Source organism: Arthrobacter sp. UC242_113 (genome assembly GCF_044054585.1).
Lineage (GTDB): Bacteria > Actinomycetota > Actinomycetes > Actinomycetales > Micrococcaceae > Arthrobacter.
In genome coordinates this window covers 3,741,953-3,765,485 of record NZ_CP171968.1, presented here as the reverse complement: position 1 = coordinate 3,765,485, position 23,533 = coordinate 3,741,953, and the positions used below count along the sequence as shown (strand labels likewise).

The following is a 23,533-nucleotide window of genomic DNA, read 5'->3' as shown; positions in this document are numbered from 1 at the left end:
CAGGCCAGGGAGCCACCGGTAAGCTCGAGACCATGCAGGAGACACAGCCGCCGCCCGATCGAAAGCTCGCGCGCCTGGTGGTGCCGAGCCGCAGCGACCGGCTCCTGCGCAACTTCACCGAGCTCATCGGCGGGCCCCTGGGCCGGCGGTCTGCCCCGGGGGTGGTTGCGCCCGGCTTCTTCACAGTGGAACGCGTGCTGATCATCCTGACCGTGCTCTCCGCCCTCGCTGCCATCGCCGTCAAGGATTACTGCCGGGTGAACGGCTGGGAGACGCCGTCGCAGTTCTACGCCACCTGCTACTCGGACTTCCCGGAGCTATTCCGCAACCGGGGCCTGGGCGACGGGGCCTTTCCGTTTTTCACGCCGGATGCGTTTTTCGAGTATCCCGTCCTGATGGGCTTGATTGCCGGCATCACGGCCCGCCTGGTGCCCGGGGAGGGAGTCACCAACGCCCGCATCCTCGGCTACTTCGATGTTAACGCCACCCTGATTGCCGCGGTCTGGATTGTCACGGTACTGGCCACGGCCCGCATGGCCCGCCGGCGGCCCTGGGATGCAGCCATGGTGGCCCTGGCGCCGGGCATCGTCCTCGCCGGAGTGATCAACTGGGACATGTGGGCTGTGGCAATGCTGGCTCTCGGCATGTACTTCCTTTCCAGGGAGCGGCTGGTCCTGGCCGGCGTCCTGATCGGACTGGGGACTGCCACCAAGCTCTATCCCGTCCTTGTTTTCGGCGCCATCTTCCTGCTGGCCCTGCGCACAGGGAAGATCCGTGCCTTCCTGGTCCCGGCAGCCTCCGCGGCCGCGGCCTGGCTCGCCGTCAACCTGCCCATTGCCGCGCGGGACCCGGCCGGCTGGAAGTACTTTTTCGAGTTCACCCAGGACCGTCCCGCCGGCTACAGCTCGCCCTGGTTTGCGTACAACCTGGTGGCCGGGCGGGTGCGCTGGACGCTCCTTACTCCGGAGGCCATCAACTCGCTGGCCCTGAATGTGTTCCTGCTTGCCTGCGTCCTCATTGCGGTCCTGGCCCTGACCGCCCCGCAACGGCCGCGGATTGCGCAGCTGACCTTCCTGATCGTGGCGGCCTTCATCCTCACCAATAAGGTCTACTCACCCCAGTTTGTCCTCTGGCTGGTGCCGCTGCTTGCCCTCGCCCGGCCGAAGTGGCGTGACTTCCTGGTCTGGCAGGGCATCGAGGGGCTGCACTGGGCCGCCATCTGGATGTATCTTGGCCAAGTGACCAGCGGCGGCGTATCACAGCACAACATCGACATGCCCTACTACGTCCTGGCCGTAGCCGCCCATATGCTTGCAACTGCATATCTCATGCTGCGGGTCGCCTGGGACATCTGGGACCCCCGTTACGATCCGATCCGGCGGCACGCCATGGACGATCCCCACGGCGGCCCCTTCGACAACGCCGCGGACAGGCTGCGGATCGACCTGCTCCGTCCCTCGGCGTCCCTGGTCCCGTGGCGGACGGTGGCCCCCGATGCCTGATGTGGCCGTCGTAGGTTCCGGACCTAACGGACTCGCCGCCGGCGTCGTCATGGCGCGGGCGGGGCTCAAGGTGCACGTCTATGAGGCCGCGGACCAGCTCGGCGGGGGCTCCCGGACGTCCCAGGTCATGGAGGAAGGGCACTGGCACGACGTCTGCTCCGCCGTTCACCCGATGGCACTGGCCTCGCCCTTTTTCCGGGCGTTCGACCTGGCGCGGCGGGTGGACCTGCTGCTTCCGCCGGTGCAGTTCGGCTCCCCGTTGGACGGTGGGCGTTCGGCCCTTGCGTACCGGTCGCTCGACCGTACCGCGGACGAGCTGGGCCGGGACGGGCGCGCCTACCGCAGGCTCATCGCTCCGCTGGTGCGGCACATTGACGGCATCGTGCAGACCACGTCCGACCAGTTGCTGAGGATTCCCGGTCACCCGCTGGCCGCCGCCGTTCTGGGCCTGCGGACCCTTGAGCAGGGATCGCCGACCTGGAATTTACGGTTCCGGGAGGACAGGGCACCTGCGCTGGTCAGCGGTGTGGCCGCCCACGTGGTGGGGCGCCTGCCGTCACTGTCCGGGGCGGGGGCCGGCCTGTTGCTGAACGCTTTGGCACACAGCGGGGGCTGGCCCATTCCGGTGGGCGGATCCTCTGCGATCGCCGAGGCGATGGCCACGGACATTGAAGCCCACGGCGGTGTGCTGCAGACGGGTTTCCGCGTCACCTCGCTGGCGGAGCTCGAGCCGGCGAAGGCGGTGCTTCTGGACGTTGCGCCTCCCGCCCTGGCTCGCATCGCCGGCAGCCGCCTGCCCGCCTCCTACCGCCGCGCGCTGGAGTCCTTCCGGTTCGGCAACGGCGCGTGCAAGGTGGACTTCATCCTGTCCGGGCCTGTGCCGTGGACCGGTGCGGGACTGGCAGGGGCCGGAACGGTGCACGTGGGCGGCACCCGGGCGGAGATGACCGAGGCGGAGAACGCAGTGTCCCAGGGCAGGCACCCGGAGCGGCCCTACGTCCTGGTCTCGCAGCCATCCGTCGTTGACGCAGGCCGCGCGCCGGAGGGCAGGCATATCCTCTGGACCTACTGCCACGTCCCTGCGGGGTCCACGGTGGACATGGGCCAGGCCGTCATGGACCAGCTGGAACGCTTCGCCCCCGGGTTCCGGGACCTCGTCGTACGGCACAAGGTGACGACGGCGGCCGAACTGGCCGCCTACAACGAGAACTACGTCGGCGGCGACTTCAGCGCCGGCCTCCTGGATCCCCGGGGCCTGGTCCAGCGTCCGGTCGTCTCGTCCGTTCCATGGCGCACCCCGGCCCGCGGAGTATATCTCTGCTCCTCCTCGACGCCGCCGGGACCCGGGGTCACCGGCATGCCCGGGTTCCACGCGGCCAAACACGCGCTCAAGGACATATTTGGGCTGGACGTCCCTGCCCTTGGCCTTTAGCCCGCCCTTCTTCCACAAGAGCGAACGGGTGTTGCTGTGGCGTGGCTGGCGTCGGGCAGCCGCCGGGGGATAATAACGCAGTGGGGAACACTAAAAAACTTTCACTTGTCCTTGCCGGTCTCATACTCAGCGGCTCACTGGTGGCGTGCGACGACGGCCGCGGCGGCGCGGAAGCCGCGGCGAAGCAGCTTGCCTCCGCCGTCGCCGGCCTGGACCTCCGCCCGGTGGCCTTCGACGGGCGCGACTCGGCAGTGGCCAATGACCAGCTCAACCAGGTCTTCAAGGCGCTGGCGCCGGCCAAGCCCTCCGTCGAAGCGGGTGAGCTGACGCTCGACGGGGACACCGCCCGTATCCCGCTCAACTACAGCTGGAAGATTTCCACCGGCGAGTGGAAGTACACCGTCTCGGCCGACCTGCGGAAATCCGGCGACAAGTGGCTCACCGTATGGTCGCCCGGGCTACTCGTCCCCAACCTGGCCGAAGGGGAAATCCTCAGCAAGGCCACCCAGTCGTCCCCGCGCGCCGACATTCTCGGCGCCGGCAACCAGAAGCTCGTGACGCTGCGACCGGTGGTCAAGGTAGGCATCGACAAGCCCCAGCTGGGAGGCGCCGATGCCGCAGATTCCGCCACCAAGCTCGCCAAGCTGGTGGGCGTGGATCCCGCGGCCTACGTGCAGCAGGTGGCGGCATCCGGCGCGGAAGCGTTCGTTCCGGCCATCACCCTGCGCAACACCAGCGACCGCGCCGTGACCGACGCCGAGATCGAGGCCATCCCCGGTGGCCGGGCCATCCCGGACCAACTGCCGCTGGCACCGACGCGGAATTTCGCGCGGGCCGTCCTCGGCACGGTGGGCGAAGCCAGCGCCGAGCAGATTGAAAAGTCCAACGGGGCCCTGACCGCCGGTGACGTGATCGGCACCGGCGGACTCCAGCAGCAGTATGACGCCCAGCTCCGCGGCACGGATGGCACCGTCGTCCGGGTGCAGCGCGCCGATCTGACCCGGGAAGAGATCCAGGCCGCACCCACGGACCCGCGGCGCACCGTCTTTGAAGTGCAGGGAGTTCCCGGCACACCGTTGCAGACCACCCTCGACACGAAGCTGCAGCAGCTCGCCGAGGAAACCTTGGCCGACATCAAGCCGGCATCCGCCATCGTGGCGATCCGGCCGTCCACGGGAGCGGTGCTGGCCGCAGCGTCGGGACCCGGAAGCAACGGCTACAACACCGCCATGCTCGGCCAGTACGCGCCGGGATCCACCTTCAAGGTGGTGGACTCCCTCGCCATGATGCGCAACGGATTCACCCCCGATTCCACCGTTGAATGCACGCCCACGCTCACCGTCGACGGCAGGAAATTCAAGAACGCCGAGGGCTATCCCAAGGACTCGCTCGGATCCGTGACCCTGCGTGACGCCTTCGCGCACTCCTGCAACACCGCCTTCATCGCCGCCCGGGACAAGGTCACCCAGGCCCAGCTGGAGTCGGCCGCCACCTCCCTCGGGGTGGCCGTGGAGGCACCGAAGCTGGGCGCCGAGGCGTTCCTTGGCTCCGTTCCCGGCGAGGCTGAGGGTACCGAGCACGCGGCAGCCATGATCGGCCAGGGCCGGGTGCTGATGTCACCGCTGGCGGCAGCAGTGATGGCAGGCTCGGTGGCGAAGGGCTCGCCCGTGTCACCGGTCCTCGTGGAGGAGACGGCTCCCGCAACGTCGTCGGCCAGCCCGGCGCCGACCCCGGAAGGTTCCGCCCCGTCGTCGACCGTCACAGCTGAAGCCCCGGCCAAGACCGCCCAGACGCCGGTCACCAAAGCGGAGGCCGCGGCCCTCGCAGACATGATGCGGGCGGTGGTGACTTCCGGTCACGCCGGGTTCTTGGCCGAGGTCCCCGGCGAACCCGTCGGTGCCAAAACGGGAACCGCCGAGTTCGGCAACGCTAACCCGCCCAAGACGCACGCCTGGATCATTGCCGTGCACGGTGACCTGGCCGTTGCCGTGTTCGTTGAGGACGGTGGGCTCGGCGCCACCACCTCCGGCCCGCTGCTGAAGAAGTTCCTGACCGCCGCCGGCTGACCCTTCGCTGGAGTTTTTGTCCAATTGTCGCGACTTTAGGGCCCTCTTGGGCACGATCTGGACAAAAACTCCGGCGGGCGGGGCATGGGAGAATTGCCCGGTGGCCCATATTGACGTTTCCGGCATTGACTACTTCCTCTCCGACGGCACCCAGCTGCTGAACGGGGTGACCTTCAAGGTGCCGGACGGCACCAAGACGGCGCTGATCGGACCCAACGGAACGGGCAAAACCACCCTGTTCCGCATCATCTCCGGCGACCTGACCCCGGACGAAGGCGTAATCGGCCGCTCCGGAAACATGGGCATCATGCGGCAGTTCGTGGGGCAGGTCCGCGACGACTCGACAGTCCGCGACCTCCTCGTATCCGCCGCACCGCCGGCGCTGGCGGACGCCGCCCGCGCCGTGGATGAGGCGGAGCTCGCCATGATGGAGCACGACGACGAGCCCACCCAGATGCGGTACGCCCAGGCGATCGTCGACTGGGGGGACGCCGGCGGGTACGACGTCGAAACCGTCTGGGACGAGGTCTGCATGGCCGCCCTGGGCCTGCCCTTTGACCGCGCGCAGCACCGCCGGGCGTCCACGCTGTCCGGCGGCGAGCAGAAGCGGCTGGTGCTGGAGGCGCTCTTCGCCGGTCCCGACGAACTCCTGCTCCTCGACGAACCGGACAACTACCTCGACGTCCCGGGCAAGCGCTGGCTCGAGGACAAGCTCAATGAATCGAAGAAGACAGTCTTCTTCATCAGCCATGACCGGGAGCTGCTGAACAACGCCGCCGGCCGCATCGTCACCCTTGAACCCGGCATCAACGGGGCAGGGGCCTGGATCCACGGCGGCGGCTTCGGCTCCTACGTCGAGGCACGGGCGGACCGGAACGCCCGCTTCGAGGAGCTCCGCAAGCGGTGGGACGAGGAGCACGCAAAGCTCAAGGAACTCGTCAACATGTACAAGAACAAGGCCGCCTTCCGCTCAGACATGGCCAACCGCTACCACGCAGCCCAGACCCGTCTGGCCAAGTTCCTTGAGGTCGGGCCGCCGGAAGCCCTGCCGATCGAGCAGAACGTCCAGATGAGGCTCAAGGGCGGCCGCACCGCCAAGCGCGCCATCGTGGCCGAAAAGCTGGAGCTGACCGGCCTCATGAGGGCCTTCTCCACCGAGATCTGGTTCGGGGACCGGGTGGGCGTGCTGGGCTCGAACGGCTCCGGCAAGTCGCACTTTCTGCGGCTGCTCGCTACCGGCGGCACGGATCCGGAGCGGGAACACCTTCCGGTGTCCGACGTCGAAATCGCCGAAGTGCCCCACGAGGGCACCGTGAAGCTTGGCGCCCGTATCCGGCCCGGGTTCTTCGCGCAGACCCACGTCCGGCCCGACCTGATGAACCGCACACTGCTCGAAATCCTGCACCGCGGCGACGAGCACCGTTCCGGGCTGGGCCGCGAGGCCGCTGCCGGGGCACTCGACGGCTACGGACTGGCGGGACAGTCGGAGCAGAAGTACGAGTCGCTCTCCGGCGGCCAGCAGGCGCGGTTCCAGATCCTGCTGCTGCAGCTCTCCGGTGCCACGCTGCTCCTGCTGGACGAGCCCACGGACAACCTCGACCTGCACTCAGCCGAGGCGCTGGAACGGGCCATCGACCACTTCGAGGGCACGGTCCTGGCCGTCACCCACGACCGCTGGTTCGCCCGCACCTTCGACCGCTTCCTGGTCTTCGGCTCCGACGGCAAGGTGTACGAGTCGGCCGAGCCCGTCTGGGACGAGAAGCGGGTGGAACGCGCCCGCTGACGCCGGACGCTCTCTCATTTCCTGCACGTTTTGGTGCGGCGCTCTCTCACACGATGAGAGAGCGTCGGCCGATTTGCTGCGGGAAGTGAGAGAGCGTCGGCGGCACTAGAGTTGTCGAATGACCTCAACCCAGCAGCTCGCCGGCCGGCAGGTCTCCGCCGCCGCCCTGGCAACGTTCATCATTTTCGGAGCGAACGGCCTGGTCTTTGCGAGCTGGGCAGCCCGCATTCCGGCTGTCACGGAGATCCTGCGCATCTCGTCGGGCCAGATGGGGACCCTGCTGCTGTGCACGGCCGTCGGATCGCTGATCGCGCTTCCCACCGCCGGGCACGTCATCAACAGGATAGGCACCGCCAACACTGTGCGGGCCAGCGGCTTCCTGGCCGCACTGGCGGGCGTGGGAATCGCCGCGTCACTCCTCGCTGAGTCGGTGCCCGGAACCGCCGCCGCGCTCTTTTTCTTCGGCATCGGCATCGGGCTGTGGGACGTGTCCCAAAACGTTGAGGGGGCCGACGTCGAGCACCGGCTCCGCAAGACGGTCATGCCCAAGTTCCACGCGGCGTTCAGCGGCGGCGCCTTCCTGGGTGCCCTGATCGGGGCGGGCCTGTCCGGGCTTGGGGTTGGCCTGCCGCAGCACTTGTTGGTCATTGCCGTTTCGGTTGCCGTGCTGACATTCGTGGTGCCCCGCTACTTCCTCCCGCACACCGCCCCTGAACAGCCCGCCGACGGCGAACCCAAGGCTGCCCGCGGACCCTCGGCATGGCGGGACGGCCGCACCCTGCTGATTGGCGTGGTGGTCCTCGGAGCCACCCTGACCGAGGGTGCGGGCAACGACTGGATCGCGAAGGCGTCCGTGGACGGTCTGGGAACCTCCGAGTCGACAGGCGCCCTGCTCTTCGCACTCTTCGTGCTGGCCATGACCGCCATGCGCTTCTTCGGCGGCACCGTCATCGACAAGTACGGCCGGGTGACAGTGCTGCGGGGAAGCATGGCCGCCGCCGCGGCCGGCCTGGCCCTGTTCGTATTCGCCGGAAACCTCTGGCTGGCCGCTGTTGGAGCGGCGCTGTGGGGAGTGGGGGCTGCATTGGCGTTTCCGATGGGGATGTCAGCCGCGGCGGACGATCCGCGGCACGCCGCGGCCAGGGTGTCGGTGGTTTCCACCATCGGCTACGTCGCCTTCCTGGCCGGTCCCCCGCTGCTGGGCTACCTCGGGGACCTGACCGGAATCCACCTGGCACTGCTGGCCATCGGCGTGCCCATCCTGGTTGCCCTGCTGCTCGCCGGCGCAGCCAAGCCCCTTCCCGTCAGGGAATGACCCGCCGCCCGGGACAGAAATCTGCCGTAGCGGGATCACATCCTCGTACCCGGCGGTAGGGTGGGGAAATGCGACGAATGCTGCGCCGCGGACCCGGCTGGGTCGCCGCCCTCGACCGCACGCTGATGCGGGCCGTCTCCGGCTTTCCGGGCGGGCACCATGACACTTTTTTCCGGCGGCTCTCGGCTTCGGCCAACAAGGGAAAGCTCTGGTTTGGCGTAGCGGCCGTGGCTGCTGCCATTCCGGGACGCACCAGGCGCGCGGCGGTTCACGGATTGCTGGCACAGGGTGTGGCCTCCGCCGTGACGAACCTCGTCTTCAAAACCCTGCTTCCCCGCGCGCGGCCCCTGCCTGAGCATCTGCCGGTCTTCCGGTTCGTCCATCCCCAGCCCACCAGTTCGTCCATGCCGTCCGGGCACTCGGCCTCAGCCGTGGCGTTCGCCCTGGGCACGGGCATGGTGCAGCCGGTGCTGGGAGCCGTTGTGGCCCCCGTGGCCGCGGGCGTCGCATACTCCAGAGTGCATACCGGCGCCCACTGGCCTTCGGATGTGCTCTTTGGTTCCGCGATCGGGGCCGGCGCTGCCCTCGTGACAAGGAAATGGTGGCCGGTGCGGCCGCCCATGCCTGCCACCTCCAGGCGGCGGGTGGAGGTGGCCAAAGTCCCTCACGGGGAGGGGCTGAGCATCGCCGTCAATACCTTGGGGGGCTCCTTTACCGAGGAAACCGCAGCGGCGCTGAAGGAAGTATTCCCGCTAGCACATATAACTCTCATGGCGCCGGAGGACGATGTTGCCCAGCGGATGACGGAGGCGGCCACCATTCCGGGCATCCGGGCGCTCGGGGTGTGGGGCGGGGACGGAACTGTGGGGACTGCCGCGGCGGCCGCCGTCGAGCATGATCTTCCGTTGCTGGTTTTGGCGGGCGGAACCCTCAACCACTTCGCCCGCGACGTCGGCACGCCTTCCCTGGTGGAGGCGGTGGCCGCAGCGGAAAGCGGAGCAGCGGCGCTGGCCGACGTGGGCGCCGTTGCCGTTGAACGCGGACTCGCGGACGATCCGGAAAAAGTGGAGCTCATCATGCTCAACACCGCGAGCATCGGGCTGTACCCGAATTTGGTGCGGCGCCGCGAACAGCTGCAGCCCGCCCTGGGGAAGCCGCTCGCCGGTGTCGTGGCGATGTTCCGGACCTTCGCCGTGGAGAAGCCGATCACACTGATCGTCAACGGCGTCCGGCACAGGCTCTGGATCATGTACCTGGGCCGTGGCCGCTACTACCCGAGGGACCACGCCCCGCTCGTCCGGCCGGTGCTGGACGACGGCGTACTCGACGTCAGGATGATCACCGCCGACGAGTCCTTCGCCCGGCTGCGCATGCTGTGGTCCGTGCTGACCGGCACGGTTGCGACGTCCCGGATCACCCACCTCGCGGAGGCCACCCGTGTCCGTGTGGAGAGCGGCACGGCCCCCATGGTGCTTGCGGTGGACGGCGAGGCCATGCCCGGGGTCCGGGCTGCCGAGTTCACCCTGAAGCGGGCCGCCCTGCGCTACTACTCACCGCGGGAAGACAGTTGAGGGCCTCATCCCACCGGATGATGCCCGGAAACCCTGATTGGCCCCTGAATCATCCCTGAGACCGGCGAATTCGGCGGGCGGCGTGGGTAGCGTGGAACGTGCACACCAGACAGCACGCCAGCAGCTATGCAAAGGAAAGCTTCCATGATTGAGGCAGAAGGCCTGACAAAGGTCTACGGCGACAAAACCGCCGTCGGCGGCGTCAGTTTCACCGTCCAAGCCGGCCAGGTCACCGGCTTCCTGGGTCCCAACGGGGCCGGCAAGTCAACCACCATGCGCATGATCATGGGCCTGGACACCCCGACGGCGGGAACGGTGACCGTCAACGGTGTCCCGTTCGCCCGGCACGCGGCACCACTGCGGGAAATCGGGGCGCTGCTCGACGCCAAGGCCGTCCACACCAGCCGCACAGCGTACAACCACCTGCTGGCCATGGCCGCCACGCACAGCATCCCGCGGAAGCGGGTGCACGAGGTCATTGACATGACAGGGCTCGCGGACGTGGCCCGGAAAAAGGTCAAGGGCTTCTCCCTTGGCATGGGCCAGCGGCTCGGCATCGCCGCCGCGCTCCTCGGCGACCCGCAGACCATCATCCTGGACGAACCCGTCAACGGCCTCGATCCGGAAGGCGTGGTCTGGGTGCGCAACCTGGTGAAGTACCTGGCCTCCGAAGGGCGCACGGTGTTCCTGTCCAGCCACCTTATGAGCGAGATGGCCCTGACCGCCGACCATCTGATCGTGATCGGCCGCGGAAAGATCATTGCGGACGCCCCCATCCAGGACATCATCACCGGCAAGGGCCACAGCCGGACCCGGGTCCGCTCGAACCAGCCCGACAGGCTCATGCACGTCCTGGCCGGAACCGGGGTCTCGGTGGAGCTGCAGGACCACGAGCTCCTTGAGGTCACTGGCCTGGACCCGCGCCAGATTGCCCGGAGCGCCCTGGACAACCAGGTACTGATCTACGAACTCACCCCGCTCCAGGCGAGCCTCGAGGAGGCCTACATGGAGCTGACCAAGGACGAGGTCGAATACCACTCGCTGATCACTACGGGAGCCCCGGTTCCCGCCCAGTCCGGAGGCAACTGACGCCATGAGTACTTCGACTTCCACCCAGCCCGCCGGCGGCCCCGGCCGCGCCGCCATCCGCAACGCAGCTAGCCCGGGGCCCGGTCCAAGCTTCTTCCGGGTCCTGAATTCGGAATTCATCAAGTTCCGCACGCTCCTGTCCACCATGATCCTGCTCGCCTCGACGGCCGTCGTCATGGTTGGCTTCGGCGCCCTGTCCGCCTGGGGAACCGGCCAGTTCGCGGACCAGGCTGCCTCCGACCCCGAGGCGGCTGCAGCGATCGCGGCACAGGGCGGTGACCTCGCCGTCACGGTGCCCACCTCCGGCGTATCCTTTGCGCAGCTGATCCTGGGCTCACTGGGCGTCCTGCTCATGAGCTCGGAGTTCACCACCGGCATGGCCCGTTCGACCTTCGCTGCCGTGCCCAAGCGGCTGCCCGCATTCGTTGCCAAGCTCGTGGTGGTCATCGTCAGCGCCTTTGTCCTGACGGCCGTATCCACCTACATCGCAGGCCTGGTATCGGTGCCCATCCTGGACAACTTCGGCCTCAAGCTGGACCTTGCAAGCCCGCAATCGGTCAAGCTTCTCCTCGTCACCAGCGCCTATGTGGCCGCGGTGGCCGCAATCGGCATGGCACTCGGCACATTGCTACGGAATTCCGCCGGCGGCATCATGGCCCTCGTTGGCCTGTTCTTCGTGGCACCGATCGCGTTCCAGCTCATCCCGGGCGACTTCTTCGAGGAGGCCCGCAAGTACCTCCCCGGAAACACGATCAACCCGATGACCGCCGTAGAGCACGTCCCGGACACGCTCGAAGTCTGGCAGGCTGCCCTCGTGCTGGGCACCTGGGTCGTGGTACCGGTGATCCTGGCCATGATCCTGCTGAAGAAAAGGGACGTCTAGCCGGGCCAGGTCTTGCACATGACGAATGCTGTTTTGGGAAAGGACGCGTCAGCCGCCCCGGCTGACGCGTCCTTTGCCGAGCTTGCTGCCCGGCGGCGGGGCCGGGTCCGGCGCTACCTGTACCGGCGTCCGCGGGTCATGGATGCTGTGGTGGTCGCCTGCTATGCGCTGCTGGTGGGGCCCACCGTGATCGACGCCGTGAATGCGGGCAGGTGGGCCGCGACAGGGCTGCTTGCCGCCGTTGCGCTGTCCCTGTTCCTGCGGCGCCGGCGCCCGGTGGCCGTGGTGGTGTTCATCGCGCTGGCTGAGGTTGGCGTGACCCTGCTTCATCCGTGGGGATCCAACGTGTCGGCAGGGCTGTGGTTCTCGCTCTACGCCGTGGCCGTGGTGCATACGCGCCGTTTTGCCCTGGTCACGATGGCGGTGGCCTCGGCGCCGCTGGCACTGCTGTACTTCCTGGCCGCAGTGGGGCCGCTCGAGCGGGAGCTGCCCAGAACTCCCTCCTCACCCGAGGAGTTCCGTCTCGTGACCAGCATTGCGGCGGGCACCAGCATCGTATTCTCCAACGTCATCGCCACCGGAATCGGCATCTCGGTCCGGCAACGGCGTGAGCACGAGCAGGAAACTGCAGCGTGGGCGGCCCGGGCCGCCCGCCTGGGGTCGGTCAACGAACGCAACAGGATTGCCCGGGAGATGCACGACGTCGTGGCCCACTCGCTCACTGTCATGGTGGCCCTGTCCGACGGCGCCGCCGTCGTGGTTCGAAGGGATCCGGAACGCGCAGCGGAGGTCCTGGCGGAACTGTCCCGGACGGGCCGCACCGCACTGGCGGACATGCGCCGGGTGCTTGGGGTCCTGCGGGATGACGCGGCCGCCGGCCACGCGCCCCGTGAGCCGCTGGCGGACGGCACCAGCTTCGGGAAGCTGCTGGACGGCTTCCGGGCCGCGGGACTTCCGGTCCATTACTCGCACACCGGCCCGGCACTGCCGGAGGACGTGGCCTTGCAGCTGACCGTGTACCGGATCGTGCAGGAATCGCTGACCAACGTGCTGCGCTATGGCCGGGCGCTAAGCCGGGTGGACGTGCTGGTGGTGCGCCAGGATTCCACGGTCACCATTGAAGTGCTCGACGACGGCCGGGGCACCGTTGAGGCCGTCACCCCCGGCGGTGGCAGCCCGGGCGGCGCCCTTGTTGCCGCGCCGCTCGGAACCGGACAGGGCCTGACGGGGATGAAGGAACGGGCCGGAATCTACGGCGGTACGGTGGAGGCAGGCCCGGCCGCCGGCGGCGGCTGGCGCGTGCGGGCTGTCCTGGCACTAAACGGCGGCACGCTGAACGGCAATATGCAGACCGGCACCACGCCGGCAGCACGCTGACCGGATGCGGGACGGCAACTTGGAGAACGGCAACATGGGGGAACAAATGAATGAGTCCGGACGCCTCCGGGTCCTGCTGGCGGACGACCAGCCGCTGCTTCGGATGGGTTTCCGGCTCATCCTGGAGGGGGAGGACGGCCTTGAGGTGGTGGGTGAGGCCTCCGACGGGGCCGACGCCGTCCGCCAGGTAGGACACCTCGATCCTGACGTCGTGCTCATGGACGTCCGGATGCCCACGCTTGACGGGATCGAGGCCACCCGGGCCATCACCGGTTCGGGCTCGCGCGCCAGGATCATCATCCTGACCACCTTCGACCTGGACGAGTACGCCTTCGCCGGTCTCCAGGCCGGCGCCTCGGCCTTTCTGCTTAAGGATGTGGCTCCCGCCGAACTGGTCCAGGCCGTGCGGGTGGTGGCGAGCGGGGACGCCGTCGTGGCGCCCCGGGTCACGCAGCGGCTACTTGAAACGTATGTCCGCGGGGCCGGACCCGCCGCCGCTTCGGATGGTCCGGGCACGGCGTCGCCGCCCGCCGCGGCACCTGCTCCGCGCGACCCGCTGCTGGAGGACCTGACCCCCCGGGAAACCGAGATGCTCGAAGCGATGTCCGAGGGGCTGTCCAATGCCGAGATCGCGCACCGCTATTTCCTGTCCGAGGCCACCGTGAAGACGCATGTGCGGCGGATTCTGACCAAGCTGCACCTCCGCGACCGCGTCCAGGCCGTGGTGTACGCGTACGAAACAGGCCTGGTGACCCCGAGCAACCCCGACTACTGAAACGGGCCGCTCGGCGAAGCATGCACAGCTTCCGCACAGCGGGACTCTATGCAGGCCATAGCCCGCTGGAGTTGGATGGTGCCATGACAACCGCACCCCGCCTCCCCGAAGGACGGCAGCCCCGGCACGAGCCGCATCCCAACCATGACCGCGGGCTCGAATTCGATCTATCCACGCTGGTGTCACGACGTTCGCTGGGCATGTTCCTCGGCGCCGGCACGGCGGCCGCACTTGCGGCGTGCACTCCCGGAGGGTCGTCATCGGCGCCGCCATCAGCACCATCGGGACCGCCGTCGTCGGCTTCCGCCACCACGACGACGACGGAGCCGGCACCTTCCACTGCCGTCTCGGCTTCGGCGTCCCCTACCGTGACCCGGGCGATCGCCGAGTGCGGCGTGGAGATTCCGCAGGAGACGGCCGGCCCATTCCCTGGCGACGGATCCAACGGACCGAACGTCCTGGAAGCCTCGGGTGTGGTCCGGCAGGACATCACCTCAAGCTTCGGCACGTCCACCACGAAAGCGGACGGCGTCCCGCTGACTGTCACGCTGACCCTGCTCGACAACGCCAACGGCTGCGTCCCGCTGGCCGGGGCAGCCGTCTATGCCTGGCACTGCGACAAGGAGGGGCGGTACTCGCTCTACGATTCGGGGCTGGAGAACGAGAACTTCCTGCGCGGCGTGCAGGAGGCGGACGCTAACGGCCAGGTCACCTTCAAGACCGTCTATCCCGGCGCCTACAACGGCCGCTGGCCGCACATCCACTTCGAGGTGTTTAAGTCCATGAACAACGCGACGGCGGCCGGGCAGGTGCTTGCAGTCTCGCAGATCGCCCTCACCGACGCCGCCTGCCGGGAGGTCTACGCCTCCGCGGGCTACGAGACCAGCGCCCGTAACTTCCCCAACACCACGCTGAGATCGGACAACGTCTTCGGCGAGGACGGCGGCATCTACCAGCTGGCCACCATGTCCGGTTCCGTCTCCGGCGGCTACACGGCAGGGCTCAACGTCACCATATAGGGCAACGCTAGACTCGGAGCCATGCCTCTCCATTCCTCCGCCGCAGAGCACATCCGGGACCTGGGCGCCTACGTCAGCGCCTCGCCGTCGAGCTTTCACGCCGCGCACGAAGGCGCCCGGCGCCTGACTGAGGCGGGCTTCACCGGCCTGGACGAGCTGCAGCCCTGGGACGCCACGGCAGGGAAGTTCTACGTCATCCGGGACGGTGCGCTCATCGCCTGGGTGACCCCCGGGGATGCCGGGCCCACCACCGGGTTCAACATCTTGGGCGCCCACACGGATTCGCCGTCGTTCAAGCTCAAGCCCAAGCCGACCACCGGCCGCTTCGGCTGGCTTCAGGCCGGCGTCGAGGTCTACGGCGGACCGCTGCTGAACTCGTGGCTGGACCGGGAACTGCAGCTGGCCGGGCGCCTCGTGATGCTCGACGGCACGCATCACCTGACGGCCACCGGCCCGCTGCTGCGCTTTCCGCAGCTGGCCATCCACCTGGACCGGGCCGTGAATGAAGGCCTCACCCTAGACAAGCAGCAGCACATGAACCCGGTGTTCGGGCTGGGCGATCCTGGCGGGGAGGACCTGCTGGCGGTACTGGCCGACCGGGTGTCCGGCGCCGGAACGCCGGTCGATCCGGCCCGGATCGGCGGGTACGACGTCATCATCGCGGACACGCAGCCGCCTGCGGTTTTCGGGGTCAGGAGTGAGTTCTTCGCCTCCGGGCGCCTGGACAACCTTTCCGCCACGCACGCCGGGATCACGGCACTCATCGCGCACGCTGACGCTTCCGACGGCGGCCCGGACGCTGCCGGGGAAACCGCGCCGATTGCGGTGCTCGCAGCCTTCGACCACGAGGAAATCGGTTCGGCATCCCGCTCCGGGGCCTGCGGGCCGGTGCTTGAAGACATCCTGGTCCGGATCTCCGACGGGCTGGGCGCCTCGGCGAGCCAGCGGCGGCAGGCGTTCGCGGCGTCGTTCTGTGTTTCCGCAGACGCCGGCCACGCCGTCCACCCCAACTACGCCGAACGGCACGACCCCGTCAACCGCCCCGTCCTCAATGGCGGGCCGCTGCTGAAGATCAACGCCAACCAGCGGTACGCCACCGACGCCGCCGGGGCTGCCCTCTGGGCGCGGCTGTGCGGGGAGGCAGGGATTCCCTACCAGGAGTTTGTGTCCAACAACGTGATGCCGTGCGGTTCCACCATCGGCCCGCTGACGGCCACCCGGCTGGGCATCAGGACCGTGGACGTGGGCGTTCCCCTGCTCTCAATGCATTCAGCCCGGGAGCTTTGCGGCGTCGAGGATCCGCACCGCCTTGCCCGGGTGACAGAGCTGTTCTTTGGAGCCGCAGCGCAAGCCTGATAGGGAAGCGACAGATTTCCGCGCGGTTACAAAAGTGCCCATCAGGCAACCTCTGTTGCCCACCGCGGTGCATGGCTGGCAGGGTGTCTGTTTTGGCGTGCCGTAAACTGTAACTTTGCACAGCCCGGACCTGCCCCCGGCTCCCTTAGTGTGAAACGCACAGTGTGGTCCCCGGCACAGTCTCCAGCCTTGCCGCCCGGCCACCGCCCCAAAACCTGCAATCAAAACGAGGATGGCGCAGCCATGCACGCTGACCAACAACTGTCGAAATCCCTAAAGCCCCGGCACCTGTCGATGATCGCCATTGCCGGGGTCATCGGCGCCGGCCTGTTCGTCGGCTCCGGCGCGGCCATCCAGCAGGCCGGTCCCGGCATCCTGCTGGCCTACATGGCCGCGGGCATCGTGGTCATCCTCGTCATGCGGATGCTTGGCGAGATGGCGGCCGCGAACCCGGAAACCGGATCCTTCTCCACCTACGCCGACAAGGCACTGGGCCGCTGGGCCGGCTTCAGCATCGGCTGGCTCTACGCGTGGTTCTGGATCATCGTGCTGGGCATCGAGGCCACAGCCGGTGCCGCCATCATGCACCGGTGGGTACCCGGCATCGACCAGTGGGTCTGGGCCCTGGCGCTCATGGTCCTGCTCACGCTGACCAACTTGGGCTCGGTGAAGTCCTACGGGGAGTTCGAGTTCTGGTTCGCCTCCATCAAGGTCACAGCCATCATTCTTTTCCTCCTTTTCGGCGTGGCAGCGATCCTCGGCCTGGTTCCGGGAGTTCCGGCGCCCGGCCTGAGCAACCTGACGGGCAACGGGGGCTTCCTGCCCAACGGTCCGGGAGCAGTCCTGGCCGGAATCCTCGTGGTGGTCTTCGCGTTCTTCGGTGCTGAGATCGCCACCATCGCAGCCGGTGAATCCGAAAACCCGGTTGAAGCGGTCAAGAAGGCCGTGAAGTCCACGGTCTGGCGCATCCTTGTCTTCTACATCGGCTCCATCGCGATTGTTGTCACGCTGCTCCCCTGGAACTCCGCCAACGTGGCCAAGAGCCCCTACGTCGCGGTCATCGAGCTGTTCGGCATCCCCGGCGCGGGCACCATCATGGACGTCGTGGTGCTCACCTCGGTGCTGTCCTGCCTGAACTCGGGCCTCTACACGGCCAGCCGCATGCTCTTTTCGCTCTCGCAGCGCGGCGACGCCCCGAAGTCATGGACCCGCATCTCCAAGCGCGGCGTGCCTGCCGCAGCGGTGCTGGCCTCCACCGTGGTCGGTTTCATCACCGTGGGACTGAACTACATCGCCCCGGACACGGTCTTCCTGTTCCTGGTGAACACCTCCGGTGCGATTGCGCTGTTCGTCTGGCTGGTCATTGCCGCGTCCCAGCTGGTGCTGCGCCGCCGGATGGGGGCCGCGGCCAAGGACCTGTCGCTGAAGATGTGGTTCTTCCCCTATCTCACCTGGCTGGCCATTGGCAGCATCGTGGCGCTCATCATCGGCATGGTGATCCTGGATTCCACCCGCGAGTCGCTCCTGCTCTCCGTGGCCCTGGCCGCCGTGGTGGTCGGCATCGGTGTATGGCGCTACCGCAAGGGCGGCCCGGGCCGTGCTGGGGTGCCGGCAGCCTCCGAGACGTCCGCGGAAACCGCTGATGCAGGCGTGGGGTCCGGCCCGGCGTCGTAATCCGCCCACACTTCCGCACTCTGAATAATCATCCGCCCGGTTGGCCGTTTACGGCCCGACCGGGCGGATGTCTTTGTATAGGGGTCAGCCCTGCCTGGGGGCGAACATGATGACGGCGACGCCGACGAGGCAGACGGCGGCTCCGATGAGGTCCCAGCGGTCGGGCCGGAAACCGTCCAGAAGCATGCCCCACACCAGGGAGCCGACGATGAAGACCCCGCCGTACGCCGCCAGGACCCGGCCGAAATGGGCATCCGGCTGGAAGGCGGCCACAAAGCCGTAGAACCCCAGCGCCACGATTCCGAGTCCGGCCCACCACCACGCCCTGTCCTCGCGCTCGGCCTGCCAGATCAGCCAGGCTCCGCCGATCTCCGCCACGGCAGCCAGGGTGAAAAGGAGCACGGACTTCAGAATCGTCATGGCTCCAGTATTCCCCTCACCGTTTTCCACATAGGCGGGCCGGTACTTTCCGCCCACCATGGGTGGCCCATAGCCTTGGAGCTGACCGAATCGCGGAAACCCTTCCCGATGCACTAAGATAGTGAAGTCTGTGCTGCGCCCTGGTCCTATTTTGGCCGCGGGCCTGCACGGCATCGCAAATGAACCTCCTGTTACGGAAATACCGTAACCGCTTAGCCCAAAGGAGGTGGGTTCACATATGCGTCCTTACGAATTGATGGTAATCATCGACCCCGAGGTCGAAGAGCGTACCGTAGAGCCGTCGCTTCAGAAGTTCCTGAACGTCATCACCAACGATGGTGGAACCATCGAAAAGGTTGACATCTGGGGCCGTCGCCGTCTGGCTTACGACATCAAGAAGAAGTCCGAAGGTATCTACGCCGTGGTGAACTTCACCTCGACGCCGGCTACCGCCAAGGAACTTGACCGCCAGCTGGGTCTCAACGAGACCATCATGCGCACCAAGATCACCCGCCCCGAAGAGCAGAAGGTTGTTGCTGAGTAATTTCAGCTACCAACTTTCATTCTTTACACCGCAGGAACGAACAAGGAGGCAGTAGATGGCAGGCGAAACCACTATTACGGTCATCGGTAATCTCACCAATGATCCCGAACTGAGGTTCACACCGTCAGGTTCGGCAGTAGCGAACTTCACCATCGCGTCCACGCCTCGCACCTTCGACCGCCAGTCCAATGAGTGGAAGGACGGGGAAACCCTGTTCCTCCGCGCTTCGGTCTGGCGCGAGGCAGCGGAGAACGTCGCGGAGTCCCTCACCAAGGGCACCCGCGTGATTGTTTCCGGCCGCCTGAAGAGCCGTTCCTACGAAACAAAAGAAGGCGAGAAGCGCACCGTTATCGAGCTCGAAGTCGATGAAATCGGCCCGAGCCTGCGTTACGCCAATGCCAAGGTCAACCGCACCCAGCGCTCCGGCGGCCAGGGCGGTTTCGGCGGCGGCAACAGCGGCGGATTCGGTGGCGGTGGATTCGGTGGCGGCCAGGGTGGAAACCAGGGCGGCAACACCGGAGGAAACTGGGGCGGCAACCAGCAGCCCGCAGCGCAGGAAGACCCCTGGGCCACGCCCGGAGTCAGCAATGCGGGCGGCGGCTGGGGCAACGGCCCGGATTCCGAACCTCCCTTCTAAACAACAAACCAAAGGTCCGGCGCAGTATCCGCCAGAGCGTTCCGTACGGCACTCTCTGCACGCCGCGGCGGACCACCACCATCCCGTGGATCACGATTCACGGGCTCCCTAGAATAGGAGCTCCACGATGGCTAAGGCTGAACTCCGTAAGCCCAAACCAAAGTCCAACCCCTTGAAGGCCGCTGACATCACTGTCATCGACTACAAGGACGTAGCATTGCTGCGCAAGTTCATCTCCGACCGCGGAAAGATCCGCGCCCGTCGCGTCACTGGCGTCACGGTCCAGGAGCAGCGCAAGATCGCCCAGGCAATCAAGAACGCCCGCGAAGTTGCCCTGCTGCCCTACTCCGGCGCTGGCCGGGGTTAAGGAAAGGGATTAACTAACATGGCAAAGCTCATTCTGACCCACGAAGTAACCGGTCTCGGTGCTGCTGGCGACGTTGTCGAGGTTAAGGACGGTTACGCACGTAACTACCTGCTGCCCCGCGGTTTCGCCCTGACCTGGTCGAAGGGTGGCGAGAAGCAGGTTGAGTCCATCAAGGCTGCCCGCGTCGCCCGCGAGCACGCTTCCCTGGAAGATGCTCAGAAGCAGGCCGCCGCTCTGTCCGCCAAGCCGGTCAAGCTGGTTGTCAAGGCCGGCGAAAGCGGCCGCCTGTTCGGCACGGTCAAGCAGGCCGACGTCGCCGACGCTGTTGAGGCCGCAGGCCTTGGCAGCATCGACAAGCGCAAGGTTGAATTGCCGGCTCACATCAAGTCGGTTGGTTCCTACCAGGCCAACGTCCGTCTGCACGACGACGTTGCCGCTGTGATCGAACTCGACGTAGTCGCAGGTAAGTAGTAGTCCCGGCGTTTGCCGGATCTGCTTCGCAGTCCTGAACTGCTGACAGCCCCCGCCGTCGGATTCCTCCGGGAAGCCGACGGCGGGGGCTTCGTCATTGCCGGCAGGTTCAGGCCGGCTGCCTACTGTCGGTGCAGGACCGTGGTGCAGTAGCGGTAGCCGGTGCTGATCAGCTCGGCCAGCACGGCTTCATCGACGTCCGCCAGCTTGTTGATATAGAGGCAGCCGGCGCCGGTCCTGTGCTTTCCCAGATGGTCGAGGAGCGCGGCCGACTCCGGCGCATTCGTCAGGCCGTACAGCGAGAGACTGGCCTTGCGCGGAGAAGAACCCCACGGCTGCAGTGTCCCCTTCGCGCCCGGTGGCGTACTTGTAATGCACCCGGCCGAATCCAACGATGGTGGGGCCCCACATCTCCGGTTCCTGGCCCGTCAGTTCCGCCATCAGGGCACGCAGCCGCAGGGCATCCTGCCGGCGGCCCGCGTGCTCCACAGCCGCAATGAAGTCGTCCGCCGAAACCCCTGTCACCTGTGTCTTGTTTTCCGCCATGGAGGCAGTGTACTGGGCGGTTTAGGGGGTGGCGGAATAAAGGGCAGGGCTGCCCGGTTGAGCGATTAGATGCAAATGCATATATAGCGCCAACCAGAGGAGATCGCCATGGAGACCCGCCACATTACCGTTCTGTCCGCCGGACTGGGAGTGCCGTCGTCGACCCGCCTGCTGGCCGACCAGCTGGCCGCCGCCGCTACGCGGGAGCTGGCCGCCGCCGGCTACGAGGTGACCACCGACGTCGTGGAGCTCCGTGATCTGGCTGTGGACATCGCCAACAACTTCGTCACGGGTTTTGCCCCGCCCCGGTTGGCAGAGGTGATCGCCGGCGTCGAGGCCTCCGACGGCATCATTGCGGTGTCACCGGTATTCAGCGCGTCCTACAGCGGGCTGTTCAAGTCCTTCATTGACGTCCTCGACCCCAAGTCCCTGGACGGCAAAGCGGCCCTCCTGGGGGCCACCGGCGGAACGGACCGCCACCAGATGGTGCTCGACCACGCCATGCGCCCGCTCTTCAGCTACCTGCGCACGCGGACCGCGGCCACGGCCGTCTTCGCCGGACCCCAGGACTGGGGTAACACGGACGACGGCGGCACGCCCCTTTCGGTGCGGATCGAAAGGGCGGCGGCCGAGTTCAGCCGCCTCCTGGAAGGGGACCAGCCGGGCCGCAAACCCGCCCTGCTGGAGTCGCTGCCCTTTGAACAGCTGCTGGCCGGGATCTCAGGCGGGCGGTAACGCGAACTAATCGCAGCACCCGCTCGTTGTGCCGGGCATGAAATGTCCCATTGATTCTTCAGACCTGGTCATGAGCGAACGCAGCGGCGTGGAAATCGACTACTGCCCGCAGTGCCGGGGTGTGTGGCTGGACCGCGGCGAGCTGGACAAAATCATCGACCGCGTCAACGCCGGGGCGCCGGCGGCATCTGCGGCGCCGGTTTCCCCTGCACCTGCGTCACCTGCGCCTGGCATGGCACCTCCGCCGCTGTACCGCAACTTTGAACCACGGCGTGACGAGCCGCGACGGGACCAGCCGCGCTACGACGACCGGAACTACGGCAAGGGATACGACCGCGACTATGACCGCCGCCGCCACAAGAAGAAGGAAGGCTGGCTGGGGGACCTGTTCGACTTCTGAGTGGCGCCGGCCAATCGGCCGGCGGTAGTCAGTCGTCCAGCAGGGCGATGAATTCGCGTGCCTGTTTCAGCGTGATGTCCGAGTGCCGGGTCAGCGCGTTGGCCGCGGCCTCGATATTTCCGCTCCTGGCGAGTGTGCGGATGCGGCCGTAGATCTCGTCATTGAGCATGTTGCTGCTGACCTCCCGGGTGACATCGCCTTTGCTGGCTATGGCCCGGTACCTGTACGGGAACCGCTGCGGCGGCTCGTCGTCGTCCTCGGGTTCGCTGGGTTTCTGGGCCGGGGACTGGAAAGGCTGCGGGTGGGCTGCCAGCGCGGCCACCGCGTCCCGTGACGCGCGCAAGCCCTGCCCTGACACCTCGTAGTACAGCTTGATCGCGGCCATTGCCTGGCCCTGGGCGATGAGTGCGTACAGCCGCCGGTGCTCATCCTCGGACAGCTTGGCTGCCGCCTCCCTTGCCAGCTCTGCGGACACCACAGGCGGTTTGGCCGGCTCTCTGACCGTGCGCCGGCGGCGGCCCAACGCACGTGCCATGAGGGCCACGGCCACAGCAACGGCCACGAGGATCAGGAGGGGGATCAGGAGCGATTCCATGGTTACAGCCGATCTACATATTGCTTGGCGGTCAAAAGGTTGGAGTGGGTGGCCTGGCGCAGAAGCCTGATGGCCTGGAGCTTCTGCCCGTTGCGCACCAACGTCTGCAGCTGCAGCGCCAGCTGCGGGTTCAGTGTGGTCCCGGTCGTAAGCGCCGCGGGGTAGGAGCCGTGCGGGTAGTCAGCGTGGTGGCCGGGATCATGGCCGGGGTGACCCGGCGGAAGTGTCTGGCGATGGTCATGCTGCTGGATCTGCTGCTGCCGGTTCTGGCTCGGCAGGGCCGCGGCCTCCAATCGTGCCCGGGCCGCCATGGCTGCCTGGACCTGGGCTGCGTAGTGGGCTTGGGAACGCCTTGCCAGATCCAGCTGATAGCGGTCTGCGTCGGACATGCCCCCGTCACGCGGCTTCAGCGCCGTAGCGAGAGCCCAGAGGGCTGCAGCGAGGATAAGGGCAGGAACCAAGACTGTCAGAACGTCGCCCATACCTAGAGCTTAACGCCAGATCCGCGTTATCCACAGCATATGCCGGGCTGCGCATGGTGCGCTCCGCCCGTGACGCCGGTCATGGCCCCGGAAAGCAAGATCCATCCGTGCGGCATGCATCTGGGAACGGACTCGGCATACGTCGGTGACCCGCCTCACAAAGCGGGAATGTAGTGGGTGAAAACGCCCACTGAGGCTGGAATTACCGGCCGGTATCCCCAGCAGATGCTTACGGCTGTGGATGAAGGTTTTGCGCAAAACTTTATTTCGTCCACAGGAAAATCCGGATGTTTACGCAGGTCAGGCCGCATATATGCCGAAAAGAAGATTTCTATCCACAGCTTCCCCCACAGGCTGTGCACAAGCAGCGGTGTCTTGTGCACACGTTATCCACAGAGGTGCGAAACTGCGGGCTTTGTGAGTGGGCAGGCGGGCGCTAACGTAGCGGAGACACCCCATTCGGGTGAGTTTTCCCTTCCGGCCTGAAGACCGGA

The 23,533-nt window shown here is 66.9% G+C and carries 22 protein-coding genes and 1 pseudogene; 19 read left to right on the top strand and 4 right to left on the bottom strand.

The window, feature by feature from the left end; all coding sequences use genetic code 11:
* Positions 1–32: 32 nt before the first annotated feature.
* From ACHMXB_RS17175 to ACHMXB_RS17115, 13 genes are all read left to right on the top strand, one after another.
* Positions 33–1,502: a glycosyltransferase family 87 protein gene (locus tag ACHMXB_RS17175; protein ID WP_395400294.1), complete on the top strand. Its 1,470-nt coding sequence runs from the start codon at positions 33–35 to the stop codon at positions 1,500–1,502.
* On the top strand, positions 1,495–2,934 hold the full coding sequence (locus tag ACHMXB_RS17170; protein WP_395400292.1) for a phytoene desaturase family protein: 1,440 nt from the start codon (positions 1,495–1,497) through the stop codon (positions 2,932–2,934). Before ACHMXB_RS17175 ends, ACHMXB_RS17170 begins: the two co-directional genes overlap by 8 nt.
* A gap of 80 nt (positions 2,935–3,014) precedes the next feature.
* Positions 3,015–5,000, top strand: a complete 1,986-nt coding sequence (locus ACHMXB_RS17165) for a penicillin-binding transpeptidase domain-containing protein (protein WP_395400290.1) — start codon at positions 3,015–3,017, stop codon at positions 4,998–5,000.
* A 100-nt stretch (positions 5,001–5,100) separates the two neighbouring features.
* Positions 5,101–6,783, top strand: coding sequence for an ABC-F family ATP-binding cassette domain-containing protein (locus ACHMXB_RS17160; protein WP_395400288.1), 1,683 nt, complete (start codon positions 5,101–5,103; stop codon positions 6,781–6,783).
* Positions 6,784–6,901: 118 nt separating this feature from the next.
* A complete protein-coding gene (locus tag ACHMXB_RS17155) occupies positions 6,902–8,098 on the top strand; it encodes an MFS transporter (protein ID WP_395400286.1) in 1,197 nt (398 codons plus the stop codon).
* A 68-nt stretch (positions 8,099–8,166) separates the two neighbouring features.
* The gene (locus ACHMXB_RS17150; RefSeq protein WP_395400284.1) at positions 8,167–9,669 is read left to right on the top strand and encodes a bifunctional phosphatase PAP2/diacylglycerol kinase family protein; all 1,503 of its coding nucleotides are present in this window, start codon (positions 8,167–8,169) and stop codon (positions 9,667–9,669) included.
* A gap of 144 nt (positions 9,670–9,813) precedes the next feature.
* Positions 9,814–10,758: an ABC transporter ATP-binding protein gene (locus ACHMXB_RS17145; RefSeq protein WP_395400282.1), complete on the top strand. Its 945-nt coding sequence runs from the start codon at positions 9,814–9,816 to the stop codon at positions 10,756–10,758.
* 4 nt (positions 10,759–10,762) lie between these two features.
* Positions 10,763–11,641 carry an ABC transporter permease gene (locus ACHMXB_RS17140; RefSeq protein WP_395400280.1) on the top strand — a complete coding sequence of 293 codons (879 nt, stop codon included), beginning with the start codon at positions 10,763–10,765 and terminating at the stop codon, positions 11,639–11,641.
* An 18-nt stretch (positions 11,642–11,659) separates the two neighbouring features.
* On the top strand, positions 11,660–13,018 hold the full coding sequence (locus ACHMXB_RS17135; protein ID WP_395400278.1) for a sensor histidine kinase: 1,359 nt from the start codon (positions 11,660–11,662) through the stop codon (positions 13,016–13,018).
* A gap of 46 nt (positions 13,019–13,064) precedes the next feature.
* Entirely contained in the window at positions 13,065–13,793 is a 729-nt protein-coding gene (locus ACHMXB_RS17130; RefSeq protein ID WP_395400276.1) for a response regulator, read from the top strand.
* Positions 13,794–13,876: 83 nt separating this feature from the next.
* On the top strand, positions 13,877–14,812 hold the full coding sequence (locus ACHMXB_RS17125; RefSeq protein WP_395400274.1) for an intradiol ring-cleavage dioxygenase: 936 nt from the start codon (positions 13,877–13,879) through the stop codon (positions 14,810–14,812).
* 21 nt (positions 14,813–14,833) lie between these two features.
* Positions 14,834–16,168, top strand: a complete 1,335-nt coding sequence (locus ACHMXB_RS17120) for a M18 family aminopeptidase (RefSeq protein ID WP_395400272.1) — start codon at positions 14,834–14,836, stop codon at positions 16,166–16,168.
* 243 nt (positions 16,169–16,411) lie between these two features.
* Positions 16,412–17,842, top strand: coding sequence for an amino acid permease (locus ACHMXB_RS17115; RefSeq protein WP_395400270.1), 1,431 nt, complete (start codon positions 16,412–16,414; stop codon positions 17,840–17,842).
* Between the two features lie 84 nt (positions 17,843–17,926).
* Here the strand turns inward: ACHMXB_RS17115 and ACHMXB_RS17110 are convergent, their stop codons facing one another.
* The gene (locus ACHMXB_RS17110; RefSeq protein WP_395400268.1) at positions 17,927–18,262 is read right to left on the bottom strand and encodes a YnfA family protein; all 336 of its coding nucleotides are present in this window, start codon (positions 18,260–18,262) and stop codon (positions 17,927–17,929) included.
* 238 nt (positions 18,263–18,500) lie between these two features.
* Between ACHMXB_RS17110 and rpsF the strand changes: the two genes are divergently transcribed.
* The 4 genes from rpsF to rplI all read left to right on the top strand — a co-directional run bounded on the left by rpsF (position 18,501) and on the right by rplI (position 20,281).
* Positions 18,501–18,806, top strand: a complete 306-nt coding sequence (gene rpsF / locus ACHMXB_RS17105; protein ID WP_395400266.1) for a 30S ribosomal protein S6 — start codon at positions 18,501–18,503, stop codon at positions 18,804–18,806.
* Positions 18,807–18,861: 55 nt separating this feature from the next.
* Complete coding sequence (locus ACHMXB_RS17100; protein ID WP_102972563.1) at positions 18,862–19,443, top strand: single-stranded DNA-binding protein; 582 nt, start codon at positions 18,862–18,864, stop codon at positions 19,441–19,443.
* Between the two features lie 127 nt (positions 19,444–19,570).
* Complete coding sequence (gene rpsR / locus ACHMXB_RS17095) at positions 19,571–19,810, top strand: 30S ribosomal protein S18 (RefSeq protein WP_003800144.1); 240 nt, start codon at positions 19,571–19,573, stop codon at positions 19,808–19,810.
* An 18-nt stretch (positions 19,811–19,828) separates the two neighbouring features.
* A complete protein-coding gene (gene rplI, locus ACHMXB_RS17090; RefSeq protein ID WP_102972562.1) occupies positions 19,829–20,281 on the top strand; it encodes a 50S ribosomal protein L9 in 453 nt (150 codons plus the stop codon).
* Between the two features lie 122 nt (positions 20,282–20,403).
* Here the strand turns inward: rplI and ACHMXB_RS17085 are convergent.
* Positions 20,404–20,827, bottom strand: a pseudogene (locus tag ACHMXB_RS17085) (DUF1801 domain-containing protein).
* A gap of 108 nt (positions 20,828–20,935) precedes the next feature.
* On the opposite strand from ACHMXB_RS17085, the gene ACHMXB_RS17080 reads away from it, so the two are divergent.
* The gene (locus ACHMXB_RS17080) at positions 20,936–21,562 is read left to right on the top strand and encodes an FMN reductase (RefSeq protein WP_395400259.1); all 627 of its coding nucleotides are present in this window, start codon (positions 20,936–20,938) and stop codon (positions 21,560–21,562) included.
* A 37-nt stretch (positions 21,563–21,599) separates the two neighbouring features.
* Positions 21,600–21,962: a zf-TFIIB domain-containing protein gene (locus ACHMXB_RS17075; protein ID WP_395400257.1), complete on the top strand. Its 363-nt coding sequence runs from the start codon at positions 21,600–21,602 to the stop codon at positions 21,960–21,962.
* Positions 21,963–21,990: 28 nt separating this feature from the next.
* Here the strand turns inward: ACHMXB_RS17075 and ACHMXB_RS17070 are convergent, their stop codons facing one another.
* Positions 21,991–22,557, bottom strand: coding sequence for a hypothetical protein (locus ACHMXB_RS17070; RefSeq protein WP_395400255.1), 567 nt, complete (start codon positions 22,555–22,557; stop codon positions 21,991–21,993).
* Positions 22,558–22,559: 2 nt separating this feature from the next.
* Positions 22,560–23,039 (bottom strand): hypothetical protein, encoded by a 480-nt coding sequence (locus tag ACHMXB_RS17065; RefSeq protein ID WP_395400253.1) that lies wholly within the window; start codon positions 23,037–23,039, stop codon positions 22,560–22,562.
* Between the last annotated feature and the right edge of the window lie 494 nt (positions 23,040–23,533).